Source organism: Pseudarthrobacter sp. rb (genome assembly GCF_056389225.1).
In genome coordinates this window covers 89,092-111,375 of sequence record NZ_JBWJAR010000008.1, presented here as the reverse complement: position 1 = coordinate 111,375, position 22,284 = coordinate 89,092, and the positions used below count along the sequence as shown (strand labels likewise).

At 63.9% G+C, this 22,284-nt stretch carries 24 protein-coding genes; 10 read left to right on the top strand and 14 right to left on the bottom strand.

What is annotated here, in order from left to right; genetic code table 11:
* Window positions 1-45 precede the first annotated feature (45 nt).
* Entirely contained in the window at window positions 46-318 is a 273-nt protein-coding gene (locus ACWRN3_RS12665) for a DUF2277 domain-containing protein (RefSeq protein WP_324643576.1), read from the bottom strand.
* A gap of 210 nt (window positions 319-528) precedes the next feature.
* On the opposite strand from ACWRN3_RS12665, the gene ACWRN3_RS12660 reads away from it, so the two are divergent.
* Window positions 529-792: a WXG100 family type VII secretion target gene (locus ACWRN3_RS12660; RefSeq protein WP_110545130.1), complete on the top strand. Its 264-nt coding sequence runs from the start codon at window positions 529-531 to the stop codon at window positions 790-792.
* A gap of 85 nt (window positions 793-877) precedes the next feature.
* On the opposite strand, the gene ACWRN3_RS12655 is transcribed toward ACWRN3_RS12660, so the two are convergent.
* Window positions 878-1,906, bottom strand: a complete 1,029-nt coding sequence (locus ACWRN3_RS12655) for an EamA family transporter (RefSeq protein WP_476740832.1) — start codon at window positions 1,904-1,906, stop codon at window positions 878-880.
* Window positions 1,907-1,977: 71 nt separating this feature from the next.
* Here ACWRN3_RS12655 and ACWRN3_RS12650 point away from each other — a divergent pair, with 71 nt between their 5' ends.
* Window positions 1,978-2,523: a CGNR zinc finger domain-containing protein gene (locus ACWRN3_RS12650; protein ID WP_476740831.1), complete on the top strand. Its 546-nt coding sequence runs from the start codon at window positions 1,978-1,980 to the stop codon at window positions 2,521-2,523.
* A gap of 42 nt (window positions 2,524-2,565) precedes the next feature.
* On the opposite strand, the gene ACWRN3_RS12645 is transcribed toward ACWRN3_RS12650, so the two are convergent.
* The 3 genes from ACWRN3_RS12645 to ACWRN3_RS12635 all read right to left on the bottom strand — a co-directional run bounded on the left by ACWRN3_RS12645 (window position 2,566) and on the right by ACWRN3_RS12635 (window position 5,053).
* A complete protein-coding gene (locus ACWRN3_RS12645) occupies window positions 2,566-2,943 on the bottom strand; it encodes a hypothetical protein (protein WP_224023856.1) in 378 nt (125 codons plus the stop codon).
* A 99-nt stretch (window positions 2,944-3,042) separates the two neighbouring features.
* Window positions 3,043-3,633, bottom strand: coding sequence for a hypothetical protein (locus ACWRN3_RS12640; protein ID WP_324643580.1), 591 nt, complete (start codon window positions 3,631-3,633; stop codon window positions 3,043-3,045).
* A gap of 67 nt (window positions 3,634-3,700) precedes the next feature.
* Window positions 3,701-5,053, bottom strand: a complete 1,353-nt coding sequence (locus ACWRN3_RS12635) for an MATE family efflux transporter (protein ID WP_476740830.1) — start codon at window positions 5,051-5,053, stop codon at window positions 3,701-3,703.
* Between the two features lie 109 nt (window positions 5,054-5,162).
* Between ACWRN3_RS12635 and ACWRN3_RS12630 the strand changes: the two genes are divergently transcribed.
* Together ACWRN3_RS12630 and ACWRN3_RS12625 are read left to right on the top strand one after the other, a co-directional pair.
* Window positions 5,163-5,600, top strand: coding sequence for a DoxX family protein (locus tag ACWRN3_RS12630; protein ID WP_224023859.1), 438 nt, complete (start codon window positions 5,163-5,165; stop codon window positions 5,598-5,600).
* Between the two features lie 133 nt (window positions 5,601-5,733).
* On the top strand, window positions 5,734-6,750 hold the full coding sequence (locus ACWRN3_RS12625; RefSeq protein ID WP_324643583.1) for an acyl-CoA thioesterase: 1,017 nt from the start codon (window positions 5,734-5,736) through the stop codon (window positions 6,748-6,750).
* Here the strand turns inward: ACWRN3_RS12625 and dnaB are convergent.
* Window positions 6,747-8,132: a replicative DNA helicase gene (gene dnaB, locus ACWRN3_RS12620; RefSeq protein WP_159629496.1), complete on the bottom strand. Its 1,386-nt coding sequence runs from the start codon at window positions 8,130-8,132 to the stop codon at window positions 6,747-6,749. The two genes, ACWRN3_RS12625 and dnaB, sit on opposite strands and share 4 nt — an antisense overlap.
* 714 nt (window positions 8,133-8,846) lie before the next feature.
* Window positions 8,847-9,038, bottom strand: coding sequence for a hypothetical protein (locus ACWRN3_RS12615; RefSeq protein WP_476740829.1), 192 nt, complete (start codon window positions 9,036-9,038; stop codon window positions 8,847-8,849).
* A gap of 4 nt (window positions 9,039-9,042) precedes the next feature.
* Here ACWRN3_RS12615 and ACWRN3_RS12610 point away from each other — a divergent pair, with 4 nt between their 5' ends.
* Window positions 9,043-9,609 (top strand): hypothetical protein, encoded by a 567-nt coding sequence (locus tag ACWRN3_RS12610; RefSeq protein WP_476740907.1) that lies wholly within the window; start codon window positions 9,043-9,045, stop codon window positions 9,607-9,609.
* On the opposite strand, the gene ACWRN3_RS12605 is transcribed toward ACWRN3_RS12610, so the two are convergent.
* The 6 genes from ACWRN3_RS12605 to rpsF all read right to left on the bottom strand — a co-directional run bounded on the left by ACWRN3_RS12605 (window position 9,606) and on the right by rpsF (window position 13,058).
* Window positions 9,606-10,232: an FMN reductase gene (locus ACWRN3_RS12605; RefSeq protein WP_324645332.1), complete on the bottom strand. Its 627-nt coding sequence runs from the start codon at window positions 10,230-10,232 to the stop codon at window positions 9,606-9,608. The genes ACWRN3_RS12610 and ACWRN3_RS12605 overlap by 4 nt on opposite strands.
* Window positions 10,233-10,339: 107 nt before the next feature.
* Window positions 10,340-11,188: a PhzF family phenazine biosynthesis protein gene (locus tag ACWRN3_RS12600; RefSeq protein WP_324643586.1), complete on the bottom strand. Its 849-nt coding sequence runs from the start codon at window positions 11,186-11,188 to the stop codon at window positions 10,340-10,342.
* Between the two features lie 81 nt (window positions 11,189-11,269).
* Window positions 11,270-11,722 carry a 50S ribosomal protein L9 gene (rplI, locus tag ACWRN3_RS12595; protein ID WP_018769834.1) on the bottom strand — a complete coding sequence of 151 codons (453 nt, stop codon included), beginning with the start codon at window positions 11,720-11,722 and terminating at the stop codon, window positions 11,270-11,272.
* Window positions 11,723-11,739: 17 nt separating this feature from the next.
* Complete coding sequence (rpsR, locus tag ACWRN3_RS12590; RefSeq protein ID WP_003800144.1) at window positions 11,740-11,979, bottom strand: 30S ribosomal protein S18; 240 nt, start codon at window positions 11,977-11,979, stop codon at window positions 11,740-11,742.
* Between the two features lie 125 nt (window positions 11,980-12,104).
* Window positions 12,105-12,680, bottom strand: coding sequence for a single-stranded DNA-binding protein (locus ACWRN3_RS12585; RefSeq protein ID WP_141158852.1), 576 nt, complete (start codon window positions 12,678-12,680; stop codon window positions 12,105-12,107).
* A gap of 72 nt (window positions 12,681-12,752) precedes the next feature.
* The gene (gene rpsF, locus ACWRN3_RS12580; protein ID WP_015939036.1) at window positions 12,753-13,058 is read right to left on the bottom strand and encodes a 30S ribosomal protein S6; all 306 of its coding nucleotides are present in this window, start codon (window positions 13,056-13,058) and stop codon (window positions 12,753-12,755) included.
* 441 nt (window positions 13,059-13,499) lie between these two features.
* Here rpsF and ACWRN3_RS12575 point away from each other — a divergent pair, with 441 nt between their 5' ends.
* The 5 genes from ACWRN3_RS12575 to ACWRN3_RS12555 all read left to right on the top strand — a co-directional run bounded on the left by ACWRN3_RS12575 (window position 13,500) and on the right by ACWRN3_RS12555 (window position 20,599).
* Complete coding sequence (locus tag ACWRN3_RS12575; RefSeq protein WP_476740828.1) at window positions 13,500-15,506, top strand: hypothetical protein; 2,007 nt, start codon at window positions 13,500-13,502, stop codon at window positions 15,504-15,506.
* A 193-nt stretch (window positions 15,507-15,699) separates the two neighbouring features.
* Window positions 15,700-17,358, top strand: a complete 1,659-nt coding sequence (locus ACWRN3_RS12570; RefSeq protein ID WP_476740827.1) for a tyrosine-protein kinase domain-containing protein — start codon at window positions 15,700-15,702, stop codon at window positions 17,356-17,358.
* A 91-nt stretch (window positions 17,359-17,449) separates the two neighbouring features.
* Window positions 17,450-18,622, top strand: coding sequence for a glycosyltransferase (locus ACWRN3_RS12565; RefSeq protein ID WP_476740826.1), 1,173 nt, complete (start codon window positions 17,450-17,452; stop codon window positions 18,620-18,622).
* 424 nt (window positions 18,623-19,046) lie between these two features.
* Window positions 19,047-19,652 (top strand): hypothetical protein, encoded by a 606-nt coding sequence (locus ACWRN3_RS12560; RefSeq protein WP_476740825.1) that lies wholly within the window; start codon window positions 19,047-19,049, stop codon window positions 19,650-19,652.
* A gap of 806 nt (window positions 19,653-20,458) precedes the next feature.
* Window positions 20,459-20,599, top strand: coding sequence for a hypothetical protein (locus ACWRN3_RS12555; RefSeq protein WP_476740824.1), 141 nt, complete (start codon window positions 20,459-20,461; stop codon window positions 20,597-20,599).
* A 322-nt stretch (window positions 20,600-20,921) separates the two neighbouring features.
* Here ACWRN3_RS12555 and ACWRN3_RS12550 read toward each other — a convergent pair whose 3' ends face one another.
* Window positions 20,922-21,911 (bottom strand): hypothetical protein, encoded by a 990-nt coding sequence (locus ACWRN3_RS12550; RefSeq protein WP_476740823.1) that lies wholly within the window; start codon window positions 21,909-21,911, stop codon window positions 20,922-20,924.
* Window positions 21,912-22,284: the final 373 nt, after the last annotated feature.

Here is a 22,284-nt window from a genome sequence, read left to right as displayed (position 1 = left end):
CAGCCCCGGCAGGCAGCCGCAGCCTGGGCAATCAGCAGCAGGGGCTTAGGCCGCGCCGTACCGCACCGCGGTACGCGCCTTGGCCTTGGCCGCTTCCGCGTCCCGGTCCTTGGGCGGCGCCTGCGTTACCAGCGCATCCAGCAGGTGCTGCGTGATGTGCGCGATCTCATGCACGGCGTCGTCAAAGGCCTCCTGGTTTACCTTGGACGGCTTGGTGCTGCCGCTGATCTTGCGGACGTACTGCAGCGCGGCCGCGTGCACTTCCTCGGACGTGGCATGTGGCTCGAAGTTATGGAGGGTTCGGATATTCCGGCACATAACGCCATGCTAGGCTCTTCCAACGCCTGGGATCGACCCTTTTTTCATGGTCTTCACCCGGCGTCCATGGGGAGCCCGGCATGGGCAGGGCTGCCCATCGACACTGTTTGGGGGCCGGGATAGGTTTTAGGCAATGGATCTTCCGGATGAGCCGGGGGGCCGCTGGGGATGCCGATCTGGTTCGGATCCACACCTAACAAGGAGAAACTGATGGCTATTTGGGGTGCAGACGTTGAGCAGCTTCGCCAGCTCGGCAGCAAGCTTCAGGCAGGTGCGTCCGAGATCGAGACGCAGAAGTCCACTCTCACGAAGGTTCTGAGCAGCACCAACTGGGAAGGTCCGGACGCCACCAAGTTCCGCAACGAGTGGTCCGGTACCCACACCGCCATGCTGACCAAGGTTGCCGAGGCACTGAAGGAAGCCGGCTCACAGGCCAAGCGCAACGCCGAAGAGCAGAGCCAGGCCTCCCACTAGGCTTTACCGCCAACAGGCGGGGGCAGGGACACCACCAGGTGTCCCTGCCCTTTTGTGTTTGCCCACGACGACGGCGCGCGCGTGCTTAAGGGACGGGCTCGACGTCGTTCGCGTGCTCCAGCGGCGACGCCTGGACATTCATCCCCGCTTCGCCTGCGGAGGCGCGAAGCTCGTCAAGCCGCACCAGGATCACACCGCCGACAATCAGGACTCCCCCGAGGAGCTGGATGGCGCCGGGAAGTTCCCCAAGCAGCAGCCACGCCCACAGGACGGCAAACAGGACCTCGGTGAGCGAGACGAAGGATGCCACTTTGGAACCGAGGGCGCGGGCTGCCATGATGCCCGACGTGTAGGCGAGTACCGTGGCCAGCACCACCAGCCCGGCAAGCGAGACCCACCACGGGGTGGCCCAGGGTCCAAGGGTGGTGTCCGCGGTGCTGAAGGCCATGGGCAGCAGGCCGGTCGCCGCGGCGAGCCACATCACGGCAGCGCCCGTCATCAGTCCCCCTGACGCCAGCACGATAGGAGGCAGGGTGTCGTTTTCCTTGGCGGTGATGAAGAAGTAGATGGCCAGGCACACGGCGGCCGCCATCCCCCAAAGAACCCCCACCAGATCCACCTTGACGGCTCCCGTGAGGTCAAGGACCAGCACCAGCCCGGCCAGGGACAGCAGCGTCCCGCCGGAGGTCAGCAGCCGGGGGCGCCGGCGGCTCGCAGCCCAGAGCCACAGGACGATGATCACCGGGGCCAAGTACTCCAGCAGCAGGGCCACGCCCACGGACAGCCGTGCCACGGCGTTGAAGTAGAACAACTGGCAGGCCGCCACGCCAATGAGCCCGAACAGCACGATGGTGAGCCAATTGTCCCTCAGCTGGTGCCACCTGCCCCTGAGCGCGAAAGCGGCCGGCAGCGCAAGGATCAGGGCAGCGCCCGTCAGGCGGGCGGTGACGGCAGCTCCCGGCGACCAGCCGGTCTCCAGCAATGACTTGGCAAAAGATCCGGACAGGCCGAAGACCGCAGAAGAGAAGAGCGCAATCCCCAGCCCGGATGCCAGGAAGCCGGGGCGCCCGGCGGGCAGCTCCGTGGTGGGGATATGGTTTTTGGCGGCAGGCACCGTCGCCTCCTGTCAGGAGTAAAGTGGGGTAATGCTCATGACATTACGCCCGGGTGCTGTAAGGAGTCAACATGGTTTTCGCCCCTGACACTGAGGTGGCGCTGCGGACGGTGGTAAACCTCATCAATACCGCCGCGAATGGCAGGGAGGGGCTGTCCTCGGTTGCGGACCTGGATGCCTTCCTGGCCGCCGAGGGGTTTTCCGGGGGGCGGGCCGGGGATGCCGCGGAACTGGAGAGTGTGCGGCAGCTGCGCCGTGAACTGGCGGCGGTATGGACAGCGGATGAGGATGCCGCCGTTGACACCGTCAACCGGCTCCTGCGGGACGCAAACGCACTGCCGCAGCTGATGAAACACGACGGCTGGGACTGGCATCTGCATGCAACGGCACCGGAGGCTCCCCTGGCGGACCGGATGAGTACCGAGGCGGCCATGGCGCTGGCAGACGTGATTCGCGGCAAAGAGATGGAGCGGCTGCGCACCTGCGAATCCGAGGACTGCGATGCCGCCGTGCTGGATCTGAGCCGCAACCGGTCAAAGCGGTATTGCGACACGGGGAACTGCGCCAACCGGGCCCACGTTGCGGCCTACCGGGCCAGGCAGGCGGCCGCGAACTAGCAGGCCGGCGCGGCCCGCGTTCCGCTGTGCGCCGCTTTGGCCCTAGCGCTGGGGCGTGCCGTCGGCGCCGTCACCGGATGCCGGCGGGTTCTGGCTGCCCGGAGCACCGAAGCCGTGGCCGGACCCTCCGTGGGGGGATGCCTTGGGCGCCGAGCTCAGGTTCACGCCCGAACCCTTGCCCAGGTGTTCGGCGTTCTCCTTGTAGCTCATCGAGAGCATGGCCGCGATCACCAGGGTCACGATAAAGGCGATGCCGGCCGCCGTGAAGGCGAGGTCGAAGCGGGGCGCCCGGGCACTTCCCCCGGAGGCGAAGATCAGCACTGCAACGAAGGCGACGACGGCCCAGAAGGCCGAAAACATCAGCGGCCCCTTCACCGAGGTCCGCAGCTTGCGCGGTTTTCCTTGATGCTGGTCAGCCACGGTGGTTCCTCCCTGCAGGCGGCGCACGGCCGGCCTGGTGTACGAATTGCAGTTTCGCACCCGATTTTCTACAGAAAGTAGAAGGGCGCTCCTCCTAGTTTACGGCTTTCCTGCGCCGCCCCGGGCATCGTGCCGCAGCGTCAGGCCGGACAACACCCACAGGACACCGGAAATGATCGCCCCTCCACCGGCCACGCCCAGCAGAGCATGGGCGCCGAGGTTGATGAAGAACGGCAGCAGCACCGCTGTTCCAATCCCGATGATCCCGGACGCTATCCAGTCGCGCGCCAGGACGTGACGGCCCCTGTGCCGCAAGCCGCAGGCAAGCTCGAGGACACCGGCCACACCGAGGCCCAGGGCGGCAATCACCCCGAACACCAGGTCGCTGTGCAGCAGGAGCACCACCACGCCTGCGCCGGCGGAGGAGGCCCCGGCGAAGGACAACATTTTCCCCGGCGCCGACTTCTGCGCGATCCCTGCCGCGGGGATGGCGCGGAGGGAAACCACGCCGGTGGCCAGGAGATAGAGGCCGCCGGCCCAGCCCATGACCTCCACGGAAGGCGAAGTCCAAAACACCGTCACGGCACCGAATGCCAGGGCAGCAGCCGAGCGCAGCAGGACCGGCTTCCAGAGGTCGTTACGGGGGGCAGTTCCCGCGGCAGCGCCGGCAGGGGTGGATGGTTGCGTCACCGGTCCAGTTTAGTGGGGGCTGCCGGAAGGTCGAACCGGGCACTGCGCCCGGGCACAGCAAAGCTGTTCAGGCGGACCCCAGGACCATCCAGCGGTCGGATCGGGCGCGCACGCCCAGCGTGAGTGCCCGCGCGGCCATGTATCCCACGCCAAAAGCGGCCCACAGCCAGCCCAGCCCTGCGGCGCCGGTGGCACCGGAGATTGCCACCCAGGCCAGCAGCGGCACGTAGACGGCGATGTTCACCAGCCCGGCAAGGGCGAGGTACCGGGCGTCCCCCGCGCCGATCAGCACCCCGTCCAGGACGAAGACGTAGCCGGCGATGGGCTGCCCGGCAGCCAGGACCCAGAGGGCGACCGTGAGCGCCGACTGCACCTGGGGATCCGGGGTGAACAGGGCCCCCGCCCAAGGGGCAACCACGGCCAGCAGCAGGCCCGTCACCACGCCGAACCCCGCGCCCCATCTGATCATGGTGCCGGTCAGGAGCCTGGCCCTGCCGGCATTCGAAGCGCCCAACTCCTTCCCGATGAGCGCCTGCGCGGCGATGGCCAGGGCATCCAGGGCGAACGCCAGGAAGGAAAAAATGGTCATGGCCAGCTGGTGGGCGGCGAGGTTGACCTCACCCTGGGCCGTCACCACCAGCACCGTGGCCAGGATGGCTGCCCGCAGGCTGAGCGTGCGCAGCATGAGCCAGGATCCGACGCGGGTCATGCTGCGGATCCCCCGCCAGCTGGGCAGCAGGCTTACGCCGTGGCGTACGGCGTTCCGGCGCACCATCACCACATAGACCGCAGCCATGGCCCATTGGGCGACGCTGGTGCCGATCGCCGAGCCGGCCACGGACAAGCCCAGGCCATATACCAGCCACAAGTTCAGCACAATGTTCACACCGAATCCGGCCGTCGCCACCACCAGCGGAGTCCGGGTGTCCTGCAGCCCGCGCAGCACACCGGTGCCGGCGAAGATCAGCAGCATCGCCACCAGGCCCGGCATGGACCAGCGGAAATAGTCGATGGCAAACGTACGGGCACTGCCTTCCGCGCCCAGCAGGTCGATGAGCGGTTCGGCCGCGGCGAACCCGGCCACCGCCAACAGCACGCCGAGGAGGGCTGCCAGCCACACGCCGTCGCGCCCTGCCGCCAGCGCCTTGCCCAGCTGCCCTTCGCCGATGGCACGCGCCACGGCGGGCGTCGTGGAGTAGGCCAGGAAGACCATCAGTCCGACGGCGGTCTGCAGCACGGCTGATGCCAGCCCCACCCCCGCGAGCTGGGCGACGCCGAGATGCCCCACGATGGCGGAGTCAGCCAGCAGGAAAAGGGGTTCAGCCACCAGCGCCCCGAACGCAGGGACTGCGAGGCGGAGAATCTCGCGGGCAGGGGCGCGGGTGCCGGCCGCGGCGGCAAGGGCAGGTTGTTGGGGCACGTTGCCAGCTTAACCGCGCCTGCCGGCCGGAACGCGTCCGGCATGACAAACCCCACAATCAGGGCAACTTAGTTGACACTTCAACTATATATGGGGAACAGTGGAAGGCATGAACAAGCAAGCACTGACCACGACCGCCCTTGCCGCCCTCCGCATCATCCTTGGCTTCCTCTTCGCAGCCCACGGCTGGCAGAAGTTCAATGAATGGACCATCGCCGGCACCCAGGCTTCCTTCGCCAAGATGGGCGTTCCGGCCGCCGACGTCATGGCCCCTGCCATTGCGGTCCTGGAACTTGCCGGCGGTATTGCCCTGATCCTGGGGATCCTCACCCGCGTGGTGGCCGCCCTCCTCGTCCTGGACATGCTGGGCGCCCTGTTCCTGGTGCACGCGCCTGCCGGCGTGTTCGCGGCAAACGGAGGCTACGAACTCGTGCTGCTGCTGGCCGCGGCATCCTTCGCCCTGGCCCTCACCGGAGCCGGCCGGCTCTCCCTGGACCGCGCCCTCTTCGGCCGCCGCCCGGAGTCCCGCCTGGCGGTCCTCGCCTAGCAGCTCCCGCATGACCCGAACGACGGCGGCAAGGCACCCACGGTGCCCTGCCGCCGTCGGACTTTTAAGCTGCGCCCTGGCTTTGTTGCAGCGCCAACCGGCCGGTAACCGGGGCCGCCAGTAGGATCGCAGCATGACTGAGACCGGCCGTCCCAACTCCGTAACCCTCCGCTTCCTCGCCGCTCCCACCGACGTTGGGCACAGCGGCTCGGTGGATGCCGGCACGGTGCTCGAGTGGGTGGACAAGGCCGCCTACGCCGCAGCGGTGGGGTGGGCCAAGTCCTACTGCGTAACCGCCTATGTGGGAAACATCCACTTCGCCGATCCCGTCAACAGCGGGGACATGGTGGAGGTGGAAGCGACCATCGTCTATACCGGCCGGTCCTCCATGCACATCCACACCGTGGTCTCTTCCGGGGATCCGAAAGGCGGCCCGGCCACGATGCGCAGCCAGTGCATGGTGATCTTCGTGGCGGTCGGGGCGGACGGCAAGCCCATCCCGGTGCAGCAGTTTGAACCATCCAGCCCTGCCGAGATCGAGCAACGGGACCACGCGCTGGCCCGGATCAAGGTCCGTGAGCAGATTGTGGAAGCTATGAACCGGCAGGAATATACGGACGCGGGCACGGCCGAACGCGTGACGCTGCGGTTCATGGCCGCCCCGACCGACGTGAACTGGGGCGGCAAGGTCCACGGCGGCATCGTCATGAAGTGGATCGACGAAGCCGCGTACGTCTGCGCCTCCCGCTACTGTGGCCGGGACACCGTGGCGGTCTTCTCCGGCGGCGTGCGCTTCTACCGGCCCCTGCTGATTGGCCACGTTGTGGAGGTGGAGGCACGGCTGGTGTACACGGGGACCAAAGGCATGCACATCGCGGTCCACGTCCGTTCCGGCGATCCCAAGGGCCGGGAGTTGAACCTCACCACCTATTGCCTCACCGTGATGGTGGCGCGCGACGACGACGGGAACTCGGTGCCCGTCCCGGCATGGGTGCCGGTCAGCGAGGAAGACAAGCGGCTCCACGCCCATGCCCGCGAACTCCTCGAAATCCGGGGCACGGCACCGGGGAACCGCCTGCCGAACCACCTTCTCGCCCCAGCGGGACCTGCCGGCAGCGCCCCGTCCCGCTCCGGGAGCGAAGGCTCCTAGAAGCCGCCACCGCCGCCGGCGTCGCCCGCCATATTGGCAAAGCGGGAGTAGTGGCCCTGGAATGCCACCACAATGTCCTTGGTGGGGCCGTTACGGTGCTTGGCCACCAGGATGTCCGCCTCCCCGGCGCGGGGCGATTCCTTGTCATATACGTCTTCGCGGTGGAGCAGGATGACCATGTCGGCATCCTGCTCGATGGAACCGGACTCACGGAGGTCCGACACCATGGGGCGCTTGTCCTGGCGCTGTTCCGATCCACGGTTCAGCTGGGACAGGGCGATCACGGGAACCTGGAGTTCCTTGGCGAGGAGCTTCAGCGCACGCGAGAACTCGGAGACTTCCTGCTGGCGGGACTCCACCTTCTTGCCCGAGCTCATGAGCTGCAGGTAGTCGAGGATAACCAGCTTGAGGTCATGCTGCTGCTTGAGCCGGCGGCACTTGGCCCGGATTTCCATCAGGGACATGTTCGGGCTGTCATCGATGAACAGCGGGGCATCGTTCATCCTGCCCATGGTGGTGGCAATCTTGGACCACTGCTCGTCCTTGATGGTTCCCTTGCGGAGGTCCTGGAGCCCAATGGTGGCTTCGGCGGACAGGAGGCGCATGGCGATCTCGTTCCGGCCCATTTCCAGGGAGAACATGACCGTGGAGAGGTTGTTCTTGATGGCCGCGGACCGGGCGAAGTCCAGGGCGAACGTTGACTTACCAACGGCGGGGCGCGCAGCGATGACGATCATCTGTCCGGGGTGGAGCCCGTGGGTCAGCTCATCGAGTTCGTAGAACCCGGTAGGGACACCGGTCATGCCCTCCCCGCGGTGGCCGGACGCCTCTATTTCGTCCACCGTGGACTCCATGACGTCCTTCAACACCACGTAGTCCTCGGCGGTGCGGCGTTCAGCCACGGCGTAAACCTCCGCCTGGGCCTGGTTGACCAAGTCCTCCACCTCGCCGTCGGAGCCGTAGCCCAGCTGGACGATCTTGGTGCCGGCGTTCACCAGGCGGCGAAGCACCGCACGTTCGGCCACGATCTCGGCGTAGTAGCCGGCGTTGGCTGCAGTGGGCACGGTCTGGATGAGCTCGTGCAGGTAGGCCGGGCCGCCGATCCTGTTGATCTCGGCACGCTTGGTCAGTTCATCGGACACCGTAACGGCGTCCGCAGGCTCCCCGCGGCCGTAGAGGTCGATGATGGCCTCATAGATGGTCTCGTGCGCCGGGCGGTAGAAGTCCTGGCCGCGGAGGATTTCAACAACATCCGCGATGGCGTCCTTGGAGAGCATCATGCCGCCCAGGACCGATTGTTCGGCGGCGATGTCCTGTGGCGGCTTCCGGCTCGCGTCCGATCCACGGGTTGCCTCAACAGGGTCCAGATGCGCGATTGACAAAGCTGCCGTCCTCCATTTGTTCCGGGCGTTCGGCCCGGAGATCCATCCTGTTCACGGCCTCCGACAACCGGATCCGCCACCCATCCAGGTCTACCCGCAGGCCCTGACAATCAAGCTCCGGGGTCCGGAAACCAGCTCCGGGCCGGAGTTATCCCCAATATCCACAGCTTTTCCACAGAGAGACGTGGGAGGCGGCGCGAAGAGCCCCGAAAACCGAACTGGGGGCCCTGTTTCGACTGTGGAGAACAGGTACCCCGCTACGCTAGCCCCCACGGCGCCACCCGCAAAGCCGGCAAGGCGCACGCCCTGTGGATAACCTGTGCAGTATGCGGCATAGCTTGTGCACAGCCTGTGGGGAACTCTGTGGATACCAAATTTTTTTAGCCCGCTTTCCGCGTCTGACCTGCGGAAACAGGATTGCCAGCTTGTGGAGTAAATATTTCCTCCAAGGAATTTCATCCACAGGCGCTGACGGGGATATGCAGCGGCAGGAGGGTTGCAGGGTCCCCGGAGCGTGCCTCTCCGCGGGCTCGTGGTGCTCCTCATATTCCATGCCGGAAGTTTGACTGCCGAGCGCCCGGCCCTGTATGCGCACAGTTGAATATTGCTGTGGATAAACCCAATCTGGATTAAGCTCTACATATGGGCGATCTCCTGCTGGTGCTGTTGCCGGCGATAGCTTTAGTGGCGCTCATCTGGGGCATTGCCACCGCGTTACGGCCGCGTGATGCGGGAACGTCGGAAGCCGACAAATACCAGCGCGAGCTTGCCGAGCGCTCGGCACGCCACTACGCAGCCCAGGTCCAGGCTGCCACCGCCGCCCGGGCCCGCCTGGCGGCGGCCACCCACCCGAGCCAGAACGCCCAGCAGCACAACCAGCAGCAGGAAGTACAAAGAACGGCTCATGAAAATGGAATCCCTTGTGGTCCCCGTCCTAATCCTGCTTGCGGTGGTTGCGGCGGTCCTGGTGGCATACAGCGCCGCCCGCAGGCGCAAAGCCGCGCACGGTACGGCCCCGTCCCAGCCCGCCGCCACACCCCAGGAACTGGCCCGGACAGCTGCCGGGCGCCTGACGGAGGAGCAGCACCGGCGGATCTATGCCCTGATCGCGCAAGGCCAGGCCATGGCCGCCATCAAGCTGTACTACGAGGTCACCGGTGAGGGGCTGCGGGCTTCACGCGACGCGGTGGGCGCGTTGGCGGCGCACCCACAGCCCTACCTGAGCAAGGAGCCCGCACAGATCATCGAGGAGGACGACGACGAGCCGCAGCGGTTTCCGTACCGCTACCGGGCGATCGCCAGCAAAGGCGACGTGACCCGGGAAGTCAGCAGCAACATGCTCAATGACGAGATCTACGGGAGGATCCGCACGCTGGCCCGGAGCGGCGACACCGAGGCGGCGGCCACGGCGCTGACGCGGCACTCCGATATCTCGCTGAAGCAGGCGCGGGAATTCATCGCGCTGCTGGACGACTAGCGGGATCCGGAAATACCGGCCAGCAACTGCTCGAATGGGAGGGATTCCAGCGGGGCGGACTTCCGGCCCGGCTGAAGCCCCTCCAGCAGGCGGGTGAACTCGCCGGCGGCACGTTCGATCCGGTCCGCGAGGGATGCCCCGCCTTCCTCGGCGGTTCCCCAGTCCTGGGGCCCGGCGAAGACGCCGGTGGCCGCAATGCGCGTCCGAAGGTAGCTGAACAGAGGCCGCAGAGCGTAGTCCAGCACCATCTGGTGCCGGTCCGTTCCGCCGGTGGCGCCCAGCAGGACTGCCTTGCCGTCCAGCGACTTGGGATCCAGGACGTCGATGAAGGACTTGAAGAGACCACTGTAGGAGGCGCTGAAGACCGGGGTCACGGCTATGATTCCGTCCGATGCCTCCACCCCCGCGATGACGTCCGCCAGCCTCGGAGCGGCGTAGCCGGTGACGAAGTTGTTGGCGATGTCCACGGCCAGGTCGCGGAGCTCGACGACGTCCACCGCCACCTGGTAGCCGCCTGCCTCAAGCTGCCTCGTGGCGGCCGCCGAAAGCTGGTCGGCCAGCAGCCGGCTCGATGAGGGTACGCCAAGTCCTGCGGAGAGGACGGTGATGCGGCGGGTTTCCATGGCATTCTCCTGGTGCTCGTTCAAATCCATCATACATGCGTTTGCATCTATACCGTTGAACTGCCGCAGGCGGCGGAGTATTCCCGGAGGCCCTGCCGCGACCCTGATCAGAGCAGAACGGTTCCCTGGATGCACGTGGTCGATTCGCCACCCACCCAGATGTCCCCGTCCTCAGCGCTCACGTGGATGCGCCCGGCGCGGCCCAGCACGGTCCCCTGCGAGGCCACATACTGCTCCGGCGCCCTGCCGGTTCCCATCAGCCACTGGGCTGCACCGGCATTGAAGCTGCCGGTGACGGGGTCCTCCGCCATCGCATCACCGGGCAGGAACGTGCGCACCTCAAAGTCGGCGCCGGCGCCGGGAGCGTGTGGCCCTATGACGCCGATTTTAAGGTCGCCCATGGCTGCGTGGTCCGGCTCCAGGGCCAGCACCTGCCCGGCAGACTCCAGCAGGACACCGATCCATTCCGGCCCGTTCACCAGCCAGCACGCGTCAAGGATGTCGCCTGGGGCCACCCGCAGCGCCGCTGCCAGCTGCCGGCGGACGGGCTCCTCCACGGGGCCGGATCGCGTCAGGGGCGGCGCCGCGAAAGCCAGCCTCCCGCCGTCGCGCTTGATCCGGACCAGCCCCGCAGCGCATTCCTGCACCACGCAGCCGTCGGACTTTGGCACCCCTCCGCTTTCCAGCCACGTATGGGCAGAGCCCAGCGTCGGGTGGCCCGCAAACGGGAACTCCTCGGTCCCGGTAAAAATCCTGACCCGGTAGTCGGCGCGGGAATCCCGGGGAGGCAGCAGGAAGGTGGTTTCCGAGAGGTTGGTCCAGTTGGCGAAGTGCTGCATGGTTGCCGCGTCCAGGCCTTGGGCGTCCAGCACGACGGCGAGCGGGTTGCCACGGTAGGCCAGGCCGGCGAAGACATCCACTTGGTGGAAGGGGCGGTGGCGGGGGTTCGGGTTCACCGGAGCAGGCTACCACCGCACAAACGAAAGACCCCCGCCGCCGGAGTCCGGCGACGGGGGTCGTAACGTGGAGTGGGGAAATTACTTTCCTGCCACCACGTCCAGTTCGATCACAGCGGCAACGTCAGCGTGGAGGCGGACGTTGGCCTGGTAGGAACCAACCGACTTGATGTGTGCGGGCAGTTCAACCTTGCGCTTGTCGATCTTGCCAAGGCCAGCGGCCTCAACAGCGTCGGCGACGTCGCCCTGCTTGACGGTGCCGAACAGGCGGCCGGACTCGCCGGCCTTGACGACCAGCTTGACCGGCTTGGCGGACAGTGCAGCGGCCTGCTTCTGAGCATCTTCCAGGGAAGCGTGCTCGCGGGCGGCGCGGGCAGCCTTGATGGACTCAACCTGCTTCTCGCCACCCTTCGACCAGGTCAGGGCGAAGTTGCGGGGCAGCAGGTAGTTACGTGCGTAACCGTCCTTGACCTCGACAACATCGCCGGCAGCACCGAGACCGGTGACTTCGTGGGTCAGAATGAGCTTTGCCATGTTAGTTAATCCCTTCCTTAGCCGCGGCCAGCGCCGGAGTAAGGCAGCAGAGCAACTTCGCGGGCGTTCTTGATTGCCTGGGCGATCTTGCGCTGTTCCTGCACCGTGACGCCAGTGACGCGACGGGCGCGGATCTTGCCGCGGTCGGAGATGAACTTGCGCAGCAATGCTACGTCCTTGTAGTCGATGACAGTGATGTCAGCGGCCTTCAAGGGGTTGGACTTTGGTTTGGGCTTACGGAGTTCAGCCTTAGCCATCGTGGAGCTCCTATTCTAGGGAGCCCGTGGATGTTGATCCACGGGATGGTGGTGGTCCGACGGCGGCAGTGCCTTGGGTGCGTGGCGCACCCCTGCAGTCCCGGCGCCGGGCCGATATTTGGGTTTTAGAAGGGAGGTTCGGAATCGGGGCCGTTGCCCCAGCCGCCTGCGTTGGATACACCCGGCGTAGCCCAGGGATCGTCCTGTGCAGCCTGCTGGTTGCCGCCGCCCCAGCCTCCACCGGAGTTGCCACCCTGGTTTCCACCAGAGTTGCCGCCTCCGAAGCCACCGCCGCTGTTGCCGCCGCCGAAGCCGCCGCCACCCTGTCCGCCGGAGCGCTGGGTGCGGTTGACCTTGGCATTGGCGTAGCGCAGGCTGGGGCCGATTTCATCGACCTCAAGCTCGATAACGGTGCGCTTTTCGCCTTCTTTTGTTTCGTAGGAACGGCTCTTCAGGCGGCCGGTCACAATCACGCGCATGCCCTTGGTCAGGGATTCGGCGACGTTCTCGGCTGCTTCACGCCATACGGCAGCGCGGAGGAACAGGGTTTCCCCGTCCTTCCACTCGTTGGACTGGCGATCAAAGGTGCGGGGGGTGGAAGCGATGGTGAAGTTCGCTACTGCCGAACCTGACGGTGTGAACCGCAATTCCGGGTCATTGGTGAGGTTACCGATGACCGTAATGGTGGTCTCGCCTGCCATCTACTGCCTCCTTGTTCGATCCTGGGTGAAGAGTGCGTTTCCTGCGGGGTAAAGAATGAAGACGGTGCTGAATTACTCAGCAACAACCTTCTGCTCTTCGGGGCGGGTGATCTTGGTGCGCATGATGGTCTCGTTAAGAGACAGCTGGCGGTCAAGTTCCTTGGCGGTCTCCGGCTTGGCGGTGAAGTTCACCACGGCGTAGATACCTTCGGACTTCTTCTTGATGTCGTAAGCCAGACGGCGACGGCCCCAGATGTCAACCTTTTCGATGGTTCCACCATCGTTGGTGATGACGTTCAGGAACTTCTGAAGCGACGGCTCAACGGTACGCTCTTCGACCTCGGGGTCGATGATTACCATCAATTCGTAAGGACGCATATGTGAACCCACCTCCTTTGGGCTAAGCGGTTACGGCATTTCCGTAACAGGAGGTTCATTTGCGATTCCGTGCAATGCCTTGCCGCCGGAACGGAGGCAGGACGCAGCACAGACTTCAATATCCTAGTGCATTTGGACCCGATAGGCGATTCGCGCTTGACCCAAGGCTAGCCGCGTGGTGCGGGACCCGGCAGCAGTCGGGCCAGCTATGTGGAAAACCTGGGACCAGGAATGTGAAGGCTTCCGGTCGCCCCCCGGACCTCCGCGGCGACGATAAATCCCCGCAACTCCCTATCAAATGCGGGCAGCAAAGACCCTATTGCCCCATCCGGAAGGCGCGGACTACTTTGTCCCTAATCTCGACGTTCGCCCGCGAATGTCCGGCACGGCTGGGGTGCCAAGGGAAGAGTTCATGAACCTGTGCCCTAAGGAACCGACCAAATGTCCAGAGCAAAAACGCCCGCCTCCGTTGCTTCCTCCCTGATCCTGGCAGTCGCCTTGTTATTGACGCTTATCGCTGGAATCGACAGTGCCCGCGCGGCCGAGAATTATGGCTACCAAAGCATCAGCTATTCAGGAGTGAGCAACCCACCCACGGCTGACAAGCCGCAAAGCAAGCTGTGGTGGAACGACGGCACCTGGTGGGCAGATATGTGGGCCACAGGAAGCGGCTGGCACATCTTCCGACTGGACCGGCCATCCAAAACATGGGTAGACACCGGGATCCTCAACGACGGCCGGGGAAATACCCTGGCGGACACACTGTGGGATGGAAACAAGTTGTACATCGCTTCCCATGTGGTGACGGTCTCGGGGGACTCAAGCACGCAGCCATCCGTGTCCGGACAACCGGCCAAGTTGTACAGGTACAGCTACTCCGCCGGCAAGTACACCCTCGACAGCGGATTCCCCACCACCATCACCAATAACAGCAGCGAGTCGATGACGATTGCCAAGGACACCACGGGTGCCATCTGGGCTACTTGGACCCAGGTTTCCGGTAGCTCCACCGCCGGTTACACCAACAGCGTCTACGTTAACTCGTCCGCTCCCGGAGGAACGAGTTGGGGCACGCCTTTTGTCCTTCCAGTAGCGGATCCAACCCCGGCACCGGACGACATCTCGGCCGTCGTTGCCTATGGGAGCAACAAGATCGGCGTGATGTGGAGCGACCACATTTCGAATGCCGTCTACTGGGCCACCCGCACGGACGGGACATCGCCCACTGCCGCATCTTCCTGGAACTTCCAGCCCGCTGTTCAAGGCAAAGGTCAGGCCGATGACCACCTGAACCTGAAAACGCTCATGGCCGACTCAGCCGGGCGTGTTTACGCAGCCGTGAAAACGAGCCTGAACGACACGTCAACCGACACCACGCTGCCGGAGTTGCAGCTGCTGGTATTCCGGCCGGGGACGGGTTCCTTCACCCGATCCACCATTGCCACTATTGCCGACTGCGTCACGCGTCCCCAGATCCTGCTGGACACTGCGAACAACCTGGTCAGGGCCTTCTATACCGGACCTTCCACCTCAGTATCGGGCTGTGCTTATTCAGGCATTCCGGGGAGTATTTACGAGAAAACAGCCTCCATGGACAACCCAGTCTTCGGCAGCGGCCGAGGAACACCGGTTATCCAGGACGGGGCCTCCGCCAACATGAATGACGTCACTACGACCAAGCAAAGCGTCGACGCCACAACCGGTGTGGTGGTCCTGGCGAGCAACAATGCCACAAAGCGGTACTGGTACTCGGACCGCCCTCTGGGATCAGCCCCGTCACCCAGCCCGACGCCCACGCCCACGCCCACGCCCACGCCCACGCCCACGCCCACGGGAAGTATCACCGTGGTGGGGACGTCCAGCAACTACTCCGGCACAGCAGCCACCATCACGCTGACCAAACCCTCGGGCACAGCGGCCGGCGATGTCCTGGTGGCGTCGTTTACGGCAGACCTGAACCCCTCGATCAGCTCGGTCCCCACCGGCTGGACACCTATCGTAAACGGATTGCGGGTCTGGACAGGGGCCCAAGTGTTCGTTTACTACCACGTAGTGGGATCTGCTGACGGCGCGTCGTACTCATGGGCCACTAACCCAGCCGTGAAGTGGGGCGGGGGAATCACCACTTATCGGGGAGTTAGCACCACCACTCCACTGGACACGAACGCGGCCACCCAGGTAGCCGCCGGAACCAGCATTACAGCGCCAAGCATCACCACCGCCAGCAACGGCGCCATGCTCATTGGCGGAGTGGGCTACGACAGTTCTACGCCGGCGATCACTCCCCCCACAGGATGGGCCGAACGCTGGGAAGCGGCGGGCGGCCAAATTGCCGAGGAGGCCGACAGGCTGCAGCCATCTGCCGGAGCCAGCGGCGCCAGCACGTGGACATTCTCGGCCAGTAAAGCCGCTGGAGCCTGGCAGGCTGCACTGAAACCGGCAACTTAGCCCGCGCCGGCATAGAGGGTTTGCCTGGCGCCACCAGGCAAACCCTGCAGGTACCCGCAGTATCCACAATTTTCGCCCCCGGGGTCCGCAGCCGCTTTGGCCACAAGGACCACGGCAGCCACAGGCGCCATAGCGTTGCTTCACGCCATTTCGTCAAGCAACGACACAGGCAACCGCCGGAAAAGGGGAATCCATGGCAGCAGAAGTGGTCGCACGCAGGAGAGACCCGGACGTTCCGGGCTTCTTCGCAGAAGCTGCCTATCCGGCGCTTCAACCCACAGAAGGGATCGAAGTCTTGAGTAATCAGGAGATTGGCGGCAGCGATGAAAAGGCTGCCGGAATGGGATTGAGGGACTACGTACGGGTAGCCCGCACGTACTGGAGGTCGATCACGGCCGTGACCCTCGGCGTCACGCTTGCAGTTATGACGTGGAGCGCACTCCAACCCCGCGTCTACGCCGCTGAGGCCTCTGCGGTGGTACTTGCAGTGGGAACCGACAACGTGAGCACCCTGCTGCAGGGTGACACGTTGGCCAAGGCACGGGCCAAGAACTACAAGTCCCTGGCCGAATCCCGTCTGGTGGCCGACAATGTGCGTGCCTCTTTGGGGTTGACCCAGACGAGCGATGACCTGCTGAAGGACGTCGCGGTTACCGTTCCGCTTGAGTCTGCTGAAATCTACGTCAAAGCAGAGTCTGATGATCCGGTAACAGCCCAGAAGGTTGCGGACGCATGGGTTGCTGAACTGGCCAAGCAAGTCCGGGACAGGGAGGCCGCCGCTGCTACCGGGCAGCCGGCTGCGCCCGCCGTCCCCCGACTTTCCCTGATTCCGCTCGACGCGGCCACTGTTCCCACCCAGCCTGTTTCGCCAGGCCTGGCCTTGGCCACGATCTTTGGTCTGGCGGGAGGCCTTCTCCTGGCTTATTCCTCCGCACTCCTCCGGAATCACCTGGACCGCCGGCTGCGTACTGCCGAAGACGTCGAGCGCCTCTCCTCCCTGCCCGTGATCGCAGCCCTTCCCGTAGAAGCCAAGGTCAAGGGAGATCCTAACGGTGCGGCAGGAGCGTCAACGAAGCCGGGTGGAGCCGGTCAAAGTCCCGCATTCGCTGAATCACTTCGTGAACTTCGCACCAACCTGGCCTTCATTGACGTTGATAACCCGCCGCGGATTATCGTCGTATCAAGCTCCGTAAGCGGGGAAGGGAAGTCTACGGTTGCCGCCAATTTGGCTGCAACAATGGCGGCAGCAGGGGAAAAGGTCGTAGTCGTCGATGGAGACCTGAGGCACCCGAGCCTTGCCAAGATTTTCGATGTGGTCCCAGGCGTCGGAGTTACCGACATCCTGACTGGAAAAGCTGAACTGGATGAGGTCCTTCAGCAGCGCGGCGACTTGCCAAACCTGTCGATTTTGGGGGCCGGCCGTATTCCACCAAACCCCAGCGAACTGCTCAGCTCCCGCGCGATGAAGCACCTCATCGATTCGTTGGCGGAACGGGCCACCGTCATCATCGATGCCCCGCCGTTGCTGCCGGTAACGGACGCCGTACTGCTTACCCGGATCGCGCACGGCGCCATTGTGGTTGTCAGGGCCGGCCGTACAACCACCGACCAGCTGCGGAAAGCTCTTGGAAACCTTCGGAAGGTCAATGCAAGCGTTCTGGGAACCCTCATCAACGGTCTCCCGGCAAAGGAGTTTGACGGGTATTCGTACTACACCCCGGAACCTGAGCCCGCACGTGTTCCGACTCCCCGTGAACCGTCCAAAACACAGGAAGCCAGGTCAACCCGGCGGCCCACTGCTGCGCCGTTGGCCGGTGATGAAAAGGTACGGAGAAGCGTCCCGCTGTCGTAGACGATGCTCCACCCTTCACCTTTACCATCCTGCCGTCAAACGCCTGCCCGCGGCCTGTGGGCGCTGGTTTCACGCTCTCAGAGGAGAACGAATGTCCAAGTCTGTGGTTGTCATCGGGACACGTGGTTACCCAAGCTATTACGGTGGTTTTGAGACTGCCGTCCGTCACCTGGCTCCATTCCTCGTGGAAAACGGCTGGGATGTAAATGTGTATTGCCGGGCCGGTCAAACCAAGGACGACGACGCGGCACGCGACCCACGGGTGCGGACAACGAGAACCTGGGGGCTTGAGAGTAAGTCCCTTAGCACCCTCTCCTTTGGGTTGTCCTCGGTTCTCCACTCGCTGCTGCACAAGCCGCAGGTTGCCCTGGTGATGAACGTTGCGAATGGTTTCTTCCTCCCGCTGCTTAGGCTCCGCGGCATACCAAGTGTTGTGAACGTTGACGGCATTGAATGGGAACGTGCCAAGTGGAATGGGATCGCCAAATTCGTCTTCAAGCTTGGCGCGCGAATGACGGCCCGATACGGCACCCTCCTCGTCAGTGACTCGCTGGAAATCCAGCGCCGGTGGAGGGAGGAGTTCGGCCGGGATAGTGTCTTCATCCCCTATGGCGGACGGATACCCACTGACAGCGAGGTGGTGCCGGGCTATGAGCATGACGGTTACGTGCTCATGGTTGCGCGGTTCGTTCCCGAAAACACCGTAACTGAATTCTTCGAGGCGGCGGAGCTTCTTGCCGAGCAGCACAAAGTGGTGATCGTTGGATCCACGGGATACGGCGGAGACTTGGATGATGCCGCCCGCCGGCTGAGTAAGCATACTAATGTGGACTGGCTCGGCCATCTTAGCGACGACAAGAAGCTCCTGTCCCTGTGGCAGCATGCCGGCGCTTACTTCCACGGCCACAGCGTTGGGGGCACAAATCCTGCCTTGGTTCAGGCAATGGCATGCGGGGCGCCCGTGGTCGCGCGCAACACACCCTACAACGCGGAGGTCCTGGGGTCGGATGAGTATCTTGTGCCTCCGGAACCACTGGCCATCAAGAGGGCACTTGAACGCATGCTGAAGGATGACGACGAGCGGGCGAAGGCCAGGGCGGCCAACAGGGCACGGGCCGCTTCACAGTACGACTGGACTGATGTGTGCATGCGCTATGAACAAGCCATGCAGGAGGCCATAGGTGGAGAGAAAACGGCTAAAGAGCAGGGGAGGCACAGGGATGACAACGACGGCGCCAGCAATCTCCGGGCTACCCTTCGCTAACAGCGGCGCGCGAATCGTCGTCGTTAACCCACTTGGCGTTGCGCTTGAACACTACACCGCCGCCCTGTGCGGCCATCTGCAGGAAGCCGGTGCAGAGACAGAGCTGATTTCTGTGGCAGAACCGTCGCAATCAGGAAAGGGCCGAATTCGGTGGCTTATTGACTATGCGGAGGCTCTCCTCTCGGCCGGACGCCTCGCTCGCCGGAGCCATGCATCCAGCGGAGTCCTCTTGACGTGGCCTGTTCTCGGTTTCCTGGATTTTTTTACTGTCAAAATCGCCTGCGGCAGCTCGGGGATCATCGTTTACCATGATCCCCGTCCGCTGGTCCGGTCCGTTGGCAGCAGCCCCAGGGTTGCCCGGCTTGTAAGACACCTCAGAAGGCGGCCGGGCACCCTGGTTCACAGCCAGGAGGCGGCAGAGGCCATGGGCCATCTCGGCCTGGCACCCGGTCTGGTCCTGTTGCCACATCCCATGCTTCCAGTAGGCGACGCTGTACAAGAGCGTGCCAGAGGCAACAGGAGCGGCGGAAGGCCAAATATCCGCGTGCTTGGGCAATACAAGGCGGACAGGGATGTCGCCCTGCTTGAGGAATTGGCCACCAGGCTCACGCCAAAATACAACCTTGAGATAGTTGGCCGCGGTTGGCCGCCCGTCAAGGGCTGGACTGTGGACGCGCGCTTCGTGTCCGAAAACGAGCTTGATGAGCTCATTGCCACCAGCGATGCGATCATCATCCCTTACAAGCGCTTCTATCAGAGCGGCATCGCCATTCGCGCACTGGAACAGGCCGTTCCTATTGTTGGACGAGCAGGCACCAGCCTTCGGGAACTCTACGGGCCGCAGTCCGGCCTCTTGGTGACGGAATCAGGCGAACAGCGGGATACATCAATCGATGGCTGGATCAAAGCGATTGAGCATGCCCTGCGCCAAGGCAGAACTGAAGCAGTCCTTGCCGGTAAACTCTTCCATGAAGATGCCTCCAGGGGCTGGGCTGAGCTGTGCCGGAACTGGGTCTTGCGGGAGAAATAGAAGCCTGGGCAAGTTAATCTGTTCCCCGAGGGCCGGACTGTGAACTCAGTTCTGATTCTCGGGGAGCAGTCTGTATGCCTGGAAAAAGTGCGTTGTCCTAGGAGCAGCTTTCCTCGACTGCCGCTGTTGCTTGGAGAGTGATGCGCTAACGACCCTCGCGCAGCAAGACGCCCAGCTGTTCTGTCCCTCCAGGACCTCCGGGTGTTGTGTGGTGCTTGTCGAAGAGCGAACACAAGCCAGGAGGTCCTCGTATCCCACCGTAACGCGTCTTTGGCTCATGCGGGGAGTCTGAAGCTGGCCCGGTGCATCGTGGTTGATGGCTGGCCGTTGCGCCGGGCCGCCGAGCGGTTCTTTGCCTCCGTGCCAACAGCGGGACGATGGTCCCGCCGCTATCCCGCACCGGACCCGGGTGCGCACCGAGCGGCGCGTGCTGGGGCTCGGGTGGACCGGCGATGGGGTCCGGCGCGGATTGCCTACCACTTGCATCTGAACGTCTCCACGGTGCACCGCATCCTGGTCCGCTACCTCAGCCCACCGCTCCAATTCACGGACCCTGCCACCGGGATCAGGATCCGCGGCCGGGACCGCGACCACCGATACGAGTACGCCTGGCCAGGCGAGATGATCCACGTAGACATCAAGAAGCTCGGACGCATCCCCAACGGCGGCGGACACCGCGTCCACGGGCGGGGGCAAGGTGAAGCGAACTCCCCGGCCCGCAATCTCTCCGAAGGCCAGCCCAAGGACCGCGGCCAAGTCCGGGGCTGCACATTCCTGCACCACGCCGTGGATGACGCATTCCCGATTTGTGTACTCCCGAGATCCTGCAGGACGAAACCAAGGAGACCGCGTCGGCGTTCATGACCAACGCCATCGCAGCGTTCGCTGACCACTGCGTGAAGATCCAAAGAGTGCTCACTGACAACGGCGCCTGCTACCGCTCCTGAGCCTTCGCCGCTGTCCTGGCCGAAGCAGGGATCAGCTGAAGGGACGAGTAGGTTCAACTCTTATCTACGAATCACCGCTTACAGACTCGCCTGATTCCGGGTCTCCAAGGCGCTTCATGGCAGTGCGCCATTCTGATAATCGACTTCGTCACGGCCACGATGAGGACGATCGACGCTGAAGACACCGCAATGAAAACAAACAGGGAGACCAGCCAGCGGCGGTATCCCGGAGCATCCATCGTCTTACCCGGATGCCTCTTTAGAAAGACGAAAGGGATCACGCAGCAGCTACACGCAGATAACAGCAATGATGGTCAGAAACTCACTGGACCACGGCTGCTCGGAGGGGACCCGGTCCGGACCCTCCTGCCAGAGAACCGGCAGTTTCTTGGTCGGCAGTTTCCTGGCTTACGGCGGTTGTGCCGTGCCGGCGCTGGCCTGCTGTGGTGGCCAGGGCGACCAGGAGCCAGGTTATCGGGAAGAAGACTGCGTTCGAAAAGAGGCTGCTGATCAGGCAGAAAGTCAGCAGCTGCCCGAGAATTGTCCGGATCCGGATCAATGCGAGTGTGATCAGAAATGCGATCAGTGGTACGGCGAACCATGCTCCGTCAACCCACATGCCCAAGATCCAGTTACTGGCAACATTGTTTTGCGCCTCTCCCACCGCATCAAATTGCCCCCAGGCACCTACCCTGCCGGCTGCACTGATGCCGTGTCCGTACACCGGTACCGTATCGGCCAGGGACATCAGCGAGTCGTTCTGCCTGATCCGGGCCTGGCCCGAGATGTCATCCTCCTGGACGGTTCCTATCATCGTTGAGATCCGCCGTACCAGGTCCTCCTGGAGTTGCGGGACCGCGCTGAGGGCGATAAGCGATGCCAGCACGGCGGCACCAACGGCCGCCAGGCGTCCTTTCCGGGGACCCTTCAACCTCGGGCCCGCTGCATGCGTACCCCGGTAGATTACTGCGGCGCACACGACCAGAAGCAGCGTCCCCACCAGGGCCACCCATGACGCCCGGGCCATCGCCAATACGAGCACCATGAAGTTGGTCAGGCTGAAAAGTACCTTGGCCACCCTTGGCAGGACCAACCGCCAACTGAGGATTACTCCGACGCCGGCGTACATGCCCAGCCAGTCGGGTTCCGGGTAAATGCCGGTGGGACGGCCAATGGCACTGATTTGCAGATGCCACAGGTCGCTGGGCACGAGCTTGAAGACCTGCAACAGTCCTACCGCGCTGCCAATAGTTGAAACTACAAGCAGCCCCCAGAGCATCGCCTTGGCATCCTCCCGGCTTGACCGCACCATCACAATCGCCGCGGAGCCAACAAGTCCAAGCAACTGCAGTGCCAGGGTTGGGCTGTTGACAAGATCTCCGAGGAGCGCAGTGGAGGCGAACAAGGCCGCTGCAAAGCCGAGCGGGGCCAGGAACTTTACAGAACTCCTGTTGCTGGCACCTCCCGGAAGGCACAGCCAAATTACCGCAAGGACTGTAAAAACGTGAATGCGGAAAACCTGCACCCCGACCAACCCGGCAGACGCTCCGAGCAGAAACGAAAGCGCGGAGCGGCGCTCGGGGTGCGTTAGTACTGCCACCAGGAAAAGTATGACTGCGGCACTACCAAATCCAAGATAAAGGGCCTCCACGCGCAGATCCTCTCCAGCGGCTTATGCAAGTAGC